This is a genomic window from Pseudomonas sp. TWI923, from assembly GCF_039673365.1.
Classification (GTDB): domain Bacteria; phylum Pseudomonadota; class Gammaproteobacteria; order Pseudomonadales; family Pseudomonadaceae; genus Aquipseudomonas; species Aquipseudomonas sichuanensis.
Map to the genome: position 1 here is coordinate 25,007 of NZ_JBDJLM010000061.1, position 6,599 is coordinate 31,605.

General features: G+C 66.3%; 7 protein-coding genes. 2 read left to right on the forward strand and 5 right to left on the reverse strand.

Annotated features, from left to right (window positions below):
- Positions 1-11: 11 nt before the first annotated feature.
- A complete protein-coding gene (locus ABE459_RS19855) occupies positions 12-698 on the forward strand; it encodes a GNAT family N-acetyltransferase (protein ID WP_323833182.1) in 687 nt (228 codons plus the stop codon).
- Positions 699-837: 139 nt separating this feature from the next.
- Here ABE459_RS19855 and ABE459_RS19860 read toward each other — a convergent pair whose 3' ends face one another.
- From ABE459_RS19860 to ABE459_RS19880, 5 genes are read right to left on the reverse strand one after another with little or no spacing between them, the layout of a single operon-like run.
- Entirely contained in the window at positions 838-1,593 is a 756-nt protein-coding gene (locus ABE459_RS19860; RefSeq protein WP_323833180.1) for an ABC transporter permease, read from the reverse strand.
- Entirely contained in the window at positions 1,593-2,798 is a 1,206-nt protein-coding gene (locus ABE459_RS19865; protein WP_323833178.1) for an ABC transporter substrate-binding protein, read from the reverse strand. Before ABE459_RS19865 ends, ABE459_RS19860 begins: the two co-directional genes overlap by 1 nt.
- Positions 2,785-3,606, reverse strand: coding sequence for an ABC transporter ATP-binding protein (locus ABE459_RS19870; protein WP_323833176.1), 822 nt, complete (start codon positions 3,604-3,606; stop codon positions 2,785-2,787). The genes ABE459_RS19865 and ABE459_RS19870 overlap by 14 nt, the downstream gene beginning before the upstream one ends.
- Complete coding sequence (locus tag ABE459_RS19875; RefSeq protein WP_323833174.1) at positions 3,603-4,703, reverse strand: acyl-CoA dehydrogenase family protein; 1,101 nt, start codon at positions 4,701-4,703, stop codon at positions 3,603-3,605. Before ABE459_RS19875 ends, ABE459_RS19870 begins: the two co-directional genes overlap by 4 nt.
- Before the next feature lie 8 nt (positions 4,704-4,711).
- Positions 4,712-5,272, reverse strand: a complete 561-nt coding sequence (locus tag ABE459_RS19880) for a carboxymuconolactone decarboxylase family protein (RefSeq protein ID WP_323833172.1) — start codon at positions 5,270-5,272, stop codon at positions 4,712-4,714.
- 102 nt (positions 5,273-5,374) lie between these two features.
- On the opposite strand from ABE459_RS19880, the gene ABE459_RS19885 reads away from it, so the two are divergent.
- A complete protein-coding gene (locus ABE459_RS19885) occupies positions 5,375-6,292 on the forward strand; it encodes an AraC family transcriptional regulator (protein ID WP_323833170.1) in 918 nt (305 codons plus the stop codon).
- Positions 6,293-6,599: the final 307 nt, after the last annotated feature.

Below are 6,599 nucleotides of genomic sequence, written 5' to 3' on the forward strand. Positions count from 1 at the left end.
CCTTACCCGCGATGTTCATCCTCCGCCGCCTCGACGGCGTGCCGCCCGAATCCTTCCAGAACCAGATCCGCCAGCTGGTGATCGACCATGTCGGCCAGCTCAGCAGCGTCGCCATCAGCCCGACCAACCCGCTGTACCCGTTGTACCAGTACGGCGTGGGTATGGAGGTGCACCAGTACCTGATGGCCCTGGACGGCACGCGCGGTCTGGCCGTGCAGCTGACCCTGGCGCTGGATGCCGACACCCCGGACCAGTTGCTGGGCTTTGCCCTGGCGCTGCCGGCCCAGGACGATGCGCAGGCCTGCAGCCTGGCGTTCCTTGCCGTGCATCAGGACCATCGCCGCCAGGGCATCGCCCGCGCGTTGCTGGATGACTTGCGCAGCCGCTACGCCTGCGTCGAGCTGAGCGCCTTCGCCGAGCAGGTGCCGTGGTTCGAGGCCATGGGTTTGCAGGTGATTGCCAGCGCCGGGCCACAGGTGCTGATGAGCAGTACCGGGCGTGCCAGCGGGGCGCTGATCGGGCGGCTGGATATTGCGCCGATCTACCAGACGGTCGAGGTGATGCAGATCCATACCTACCTGCTCAATCAGAACGGGGAAGACGTGATGATGGAGGCGGAGCAATCGCGCGATGAGCGGTTGGATGAGTTGGCGGAGCAGGCCAAGGCGTGTGTGAGGCAGCGGCTGACGCGGCATTGATGTAGACCGCTGGGGCTGCCGTGCAGCCCATCGCCGGCAAGCCGGCTCCCACACCTACCACGCCGGTTTCAAGACTTGCGCTGTACCTGTGGGAGCCGGCTTGCCGGCGAAAGGGCGCGCAACGCGCCCCTGGCAATCTTCAGGCATGCACCCAGCGCCGGTGCAACCCGCGGGCCAGCGCATCGAGCATGAACCCCAGCACCCCGATCAACAGCACCATCGCCATCAGCTCGGAATACGCCAGCCGGTCACGGGTATCGAGGATGAAATACCCCAACCCCGCACTGACCCCCAGCATCTCGCACGGCACCAGCACGATCCACAGGATGCCGATGGCCAGGCGCACGCCGGTCAGTACATGGCCAATCACCCCCGGCACGATCACCTTGCACAGTGTCTCCCAGCGCGTGGCGCTGAGGCTGCGCGAGAGCTGCAACCAGCGCGGATCGAGCTGGCGCACCCCGGCGGCGGTGTTGAGCAGGATCGGCCACAGCGCGGCGAAGGCCAGCAGGAAGTAGATCGGCTGGTCGCCCACGCCCATCAGCATCACCACCACCGGCATCCACGACAGCGGCGAGATCATCCGCAAAAACTGGAACGCTGGCGTGGTGGCCGCCTCCAGGTGCCGGTAGCTGCCCACCAGCAAGCCCAACGGCACGCCGATCAACAGCGCCAGCAACAGGCCGATCAGGATGCGCTTGAGGCTCACCCAGATATGCCCGTACACCTCGCCATGCCCCAGCAACTCCACCAGGCTCGCCAACGTGGCCTGGGGCGAGAAGCGCGCCGACAGGCCGTCGGCCGCACCGAACACCTGCACCCCCGCCCACCACAGCAACAGCAGCAGCGCCAGGCCGGCAAGGCCCAGAGCGCCATGTACGACATGCCTTTGCATCAGACCGCGAACTCCTCGCTGCGCTGGAAGTTCTCGGCAATGCCGAAGGTTGCCGGGCCGCCCACCGCAGCGATGGCGTTGCGCACGAAGCGGTCATCGACCAGGTCGCGGGCGACGTGCGCGGGGTCGAGGCCGGCGAGGAAGCCGTTCTCGCCTTCGATCAGGGTGCCTTTGAGGCGCTTGACCAGTTCCTCGGTGTAGCTGGGGTACGGGTACGGCTGGAAGTCGATGCGCTTTTCATCCCACTGCTGGTGCTGGATCGCGCCACTGGCGATGTAGCCGGCACGGTCCTCGGCGGCAGGCGCCAGCACCTTAGTCAGCACCGCGGGCTCGTGCGGGGTGTACTTGTTGGGGCCGGCCTTGGACAGCAGCGCGGCCGCCTCGGCGCGGTGGTCGCGAGTCCATTGCTGGGCCTTGACGATGGCGTTGACCACCTTCTGCGACCATTCCGGGCGGTTGTTGAGGTCGTGTTCATGCATGAACACCACGCAGCAGGCGTGGTTGCGCCACACGTCACCGGTGAAGCGCTGCACGCGGCCGACCTTGAGGTTCTCGGCCAGGGCGTTGAACGGCTCGGCGACGATGTAGCCGGCGATGCGCTTGCTGGCCAGGGCTGGCGGCATGTCCGACGGCGGCAGCACCAGCAGGTTGACTTCGTTTGCAGCCAGCTGTGCGTTGGCCGGTTTCGACACCGGCGTGAGGCCGTTGTCGTTGAGCATCTGCTGCAGCACCACGTTGTGGATGGAGTACCAGAACGGGATGGCCACGGTCTTGCCGCCGAGCTGCTTCATCTCGGTGATGTCCGGGGCCACGGTCAGGCCTGAGCCACCGACATGGTTCCAGGCCACCACCTTGGCCGGCACCTTGCTGCCATAGCGGGCCCACACGGTCATTGGCGACAGCAGGTGGATCACGTTGACCTGGCCGGAGATGAACGCCTCGATCACCTGCGCCCAGCTGCGCAGCAGCACCGGGCGCTCGGCCTTGATGCCTTCGGCCTCGAACAGGCCATTGTTGTGCGCCACCAGCAAAGGCGTGGCGTCGGTGATCGGCAGGTAGCCGATGCGCACCGGCGCGTCGGGCTCGGCGGCGGCGCGCGCCTGCAGGCTGGCCAAAAGCGGCACGGCGCCAGCGGCGGTGAGCATGGCGCTGAGCTTGAGAAAATCGCGACGGGAGGTGGTGGAGCAGCAGTCATCCATGCACATGGACAGCCTCCGAGGGCAAGGGGGATGGGGTGGGTTCGGCTGTGCGGCTTGCCCGCCGTAGGGTTTTGAGGATTTCGATGCGCAGCGCGCCCAGTTCTTCGACCCGCTGCGCCCGGGGTTGCGGCAGGTCGATGTGCCATTGGCCGAGGGTGCGCGCCGGGTGGTTGCCCAGTAGCAGCACGCGATCGGACAGCAGCAGAGCTTCGTCGATGTCGTGGGTGATCAGTACCGCAGCGGTGTTGTGGGTGGCGATCAGCTGCAGCAGCAGTTGCTGCATGTCGGCGCGGGTCACTTCGTCCAGCGCGCCGAACGGCTCGTCCAGCAGCAGCACTTCGGGTTGGCGCGCCAGGCAGCGGGCCAGCGCGGTGCGCTGGGCCATGCCGCCGGACAACTGCGCCGGGTACTGGCTGCGGGCATGGCTCAAGCCCACCGCGGCGATGGCGTGGTCGATGCGTGCGCGGCGCTCGCTGGCGGCCAGCTTGGGCTGGCGGGCGAAGTCGAGGCCGAAGGCGACGTTCTTCTCCAGGCTCAGCCAGGGCAGCAGGCTGGGGTCTTGGAACGCCACCGCCAGGCGCGGGTGCGGGCCCTGCAGCGCCTCGCCATGCAAGCTCACGCTGCCGCCACGGGGCTGCTGCAGGCCGGCCAGCACCCGCAGCAGGCTCGACTTACCGACCCCGCTGGGGCCGAGGATGGTCACCACTTCGCCCGGCGCCAGCGCCAGGTCGAACTGCTCCAGCACCGGCTGCCAGCCGCCCTCGCGGGGGTAGCCCAGGCTGATGTCACAGGCGTCGAGTAGCACGTCGGTCATGCCACACTCGCCTGGCGTTGCAGTTCGGCGCGCAGCTGCACCAGGCTCGGCGTGACGATCGGCACGAACGCCGACTCGCGCCAGCGGCGCGCGAAGCTTTCGCCATAGGCGGTGAGGTAAGCCTTGCCACCACTGGCCTGCAGCTCCAGTTGCACGGCATCGGCAGCGCTTTCGGCGAGGGTGATGCGCAGTTTGAACAACGCGGCCGGTTGCTTGAGGAAGCGGCCGTCGAGCAGGCCCTGCTTGAGTTCGCCCACGGTGTTCTCCAGGCGTTCCTTGAGCACCTGGCGCGCCTCTTCGAGGAACGAAGCACGGCCTTGCAGGTGTTCCTGCACTTCGTCCAGGGCACGCCGCGCCAGGCCGATGGCCATGCCGCACTGCAGGGCGAGGAAGGCCGGGCGCACCTTGGGCAGGAACTCGCGGGCGTTGTCGTGCAGCAGCCAGTCGCGGGCCAGCGGTACCTGGTGGAAGGCCAGCGCAGCGGTGTTGCTCGACTGCAAGCCCATCAGCTGCAGGTCGTCGGAGCGCTCCAGCCCTGGTGCATCGGAGGGGATGGCCAGCACGAACGGCGCGCCGCCGGCATCGTCTTCGATGGCCGCAGCCACCACGAAACCACTCTTGCGCAGGTTGGTCACCCAGTGCAGCCGGCCTTCCAGGTTCCAGCCATCGGCTGCGAGGCGCCCGCGCACCTGCAGTGCCTCGATGCCGGAGAGGAACTTCATGGCATTGGAAAGCCCCGTGGCGCCGGCCAGCTCACCTTTGAGCAACGCTGGCAGCAGGCGTTCGCGCAACCCCTGGTTGGGGCTTTGCAGCAGGTATTCAATGAAGGCGCGCTGACCCCAGCAGACGAAAGCCGCCGCCAGTGAGCGGCTGGCGATGGCGGCAATGGCTTCGACCGCCTCGGTGACATCACCGCCCGCGCCGCCGAGGGCCGGGTCGACGCCTATGCGCAGCAGTTGCGATTCGGCGATGTGCGCCAGTACCAGGTGCGGGTCGCACTGGCCCTGGTCGATGGTCTCGGCGTTGGCATCCAGCCATTGGCGAAAAGCGCTATCAAGCATGTCCCTACTCCTTTGGTGCGCCGGACACGCCGGCATCGGGCGGTTTAGGCCGAAGGCTGCCAGCGGTATTTGCTCAGCTCGTCATTGAGCGGCGTCTGGGCGAACACATTAGCAAAGTTGCACAGGGTTGCGAGGCTCACGCCCAGAATCACTTCCAGGGCGTTGCCCTCGGTGAAACCGGCCTCGCGGAAGGCTTGGTAGGTGGTGTCGCTGACGTTGCCGCGGGAGGCGATGACTTCACGGGCGAACTCGGCCAGGGTCTCGTAACGTGCATCGGGCAGCTCGCCACGGGCACGCAGGGCATCGACCACCGCCTGCGGCAGCTTGGCCTTGTTCAGCGCCACGGCGGTATGGCCGGCAACGCAGAAGTCGCAACCGTGCTGGGTAGCGGCAATCAACTGCACCACTTCGCGCTCGGCCAGGGTCAGCTCGGCCTTGCCGTTGAGCGCCGAGACGGTGACGTAGGTTTCCAGGGCGGCCGGGGCATTGGCCAGCACACCCAGCAGGTTGGGGATGAAACCGGAGTTCTTCTGTGCGTTTTCGAGGAACGGACGTGCGGCTTCCGGAGCGGTCTGCAGGCTGTGTAGAGTGATGCGCGCGGACATGGAGTGGTCTCCTTTGATGTAGGTCGCTACAGTCTGTTGGTTATAAGAAGTAGCATCCATATTCATCAGTCGCCTTTCCTTGCTCCTGAGTCCTTGCATTAGATGATTTCATCCAGCCACCTTGTCGATTGGTTATTAGAAGGCCTAGAGCTTGACGCCAGCCTGTTCCATGTCGGGCGCTATTGCGGTGGCTGGCACGCCAGCACCCAGGGCATGGGCCGGGCCAGCTTTCACCTGGTGGTGCAGGGGCATTGCTGGCTGCACGTCGATGGCCATGCCGAGCCTGTGCGGCTTGAGTGTGGTGATGCGGTGTTTCTGTTGCGTGACCTTGCCTATCGCTTGTCGGGTGACGAGGACGTCGCCGACGCCTGCGCCCAGCCGCGCCGGGCCATGCAGGCGCTGGACCTGCAGGCCGACGATGGCGTGGGGCTGGTCTGTGGCTTCTTTCATTTCCAGACGGGCTTGTCGTCGCTGATCGTCGAGGGGCTGGCTGACTGGATCCTGCTGCGCGCCAATGATCCGGCTGGCAGTGCGGCACGTGCGCTGTTTGGCTTGATTCTCGAGGAGTGCCGGCGGGCGCCGCAGCCGTCGCAGACGGTGCTCGAGCGGCTGACGCACTTATTGTTCCTGTATGTACTGCGCCAGCAGGTGCACGCGGGTCAGCCACTGGGTGGTTTGGTCGCCCTCGCCCGCCAGCCGGCTTTTGCCGGGCTGCTGGAGCGGCTGATAGAGGAGCCGGGGCAGGCTTGGACGCTGGAGAGCATGGCGGCGTGTGCGGGGCTGTCGCGATCGGCGTTTTTCAAGCGTTTCAATGAACTGGCTGGGCAGTCGCCTGGGCAGGTGCTGCTGGCGCTGCGCATGCGCCAGGCTTGTCAGTTGCTCAAGGCGGGGAATACGGTCGAGCAGGTTGGCGGGCGGGTGGGGTATCAGTCGGTGGCGGCGTTTACTCGGGCGTTTGCCAAGGCGGTGGGGGTGCAGCCGGGGGCTTATCGCAAGCAGCATGAGGGGCGGGAGGGGTAGGTTTTTTGGCTTTTTGGTGTTTGGCTTCGGCTTCGTCTTCGGCTTTCAAAGTGTTGGTTTTGATAGATGTATGCGCATTCAGCGGCGATAGCGACTTTTAGTCACCTTTCCGCCCTTACGGCGGCCTACTTTGGTCTTACCTCGCCGGCCGCGGCCAAAGTAGGCAAAGCCGCCTGCTCCCATCATACGGCCCCTACGCTGCGCTCCGGGGTCCCCTCGCTCCGGTGCCTTCCGGGCCCGCGCGGCCTACGACTTGCTGCGCAAGTCTACATCTCGCGCCTTCGGCTTACGCCGAAGGGTGCTGCGC

What these genes read in the sequence shown, in the direction of transcription:
- ABE459_RS19865 (WP_323833178.1), bottom strand. Translation starts at nt 2,798, where the DNA reads ATGTGCATGGATGACTGCTGCTCCACCACCTCCCGTCGCGATTTTCTC.
- ABE459_RS19860 (WP_323833180.1), bottom strand. Translation starts at nt 1,593, where the DNA reads ATGCAAAGGCATGTCGTACATGGCGCTCTGGGCCTTGCCGGCCTGGCG.
- ABE459_RS19880 (WP_323833172.1), bottom strand. Translation starts at nt 5,272, where the DNA reads ATGTCCGCGCGCATCACTCTACACAGCCTGCAGACCGCTCCGGAAGCC.
- ABE459_RS19870 (WP_323833176.1), bottom strand. Translation starts at nt 3,606, where the DNA reads ATGACCGACGTGCTACTCGACGCCTGTGACATCAGCCTGGGCTACCCC.
- ABE459_RS19855 (WP_323833182.1), top strand. Translation starts at nt 12, where the DNA reads ATGTTCATCCTCCGCCGCCTCGACGGCGTGCCGCCCGAATCCTTCCAG.
- ABE459_RS19875 (WP_323833174.1), bottom strand. Translation starts at nt 4,703, where the DNA reads ATGCCGGCGTGTCCGGCGCACCAAAGGAGTAGGGACATGCTTGATAGC.
- ABE459_RS19885 (WP_323833170.1), top strand. Translation starts at nt 5,375, where the DNA reads ATGATTTCATCCAGCCACCTTGTCGATTGGTTATTAGAAGGCCTAGAG.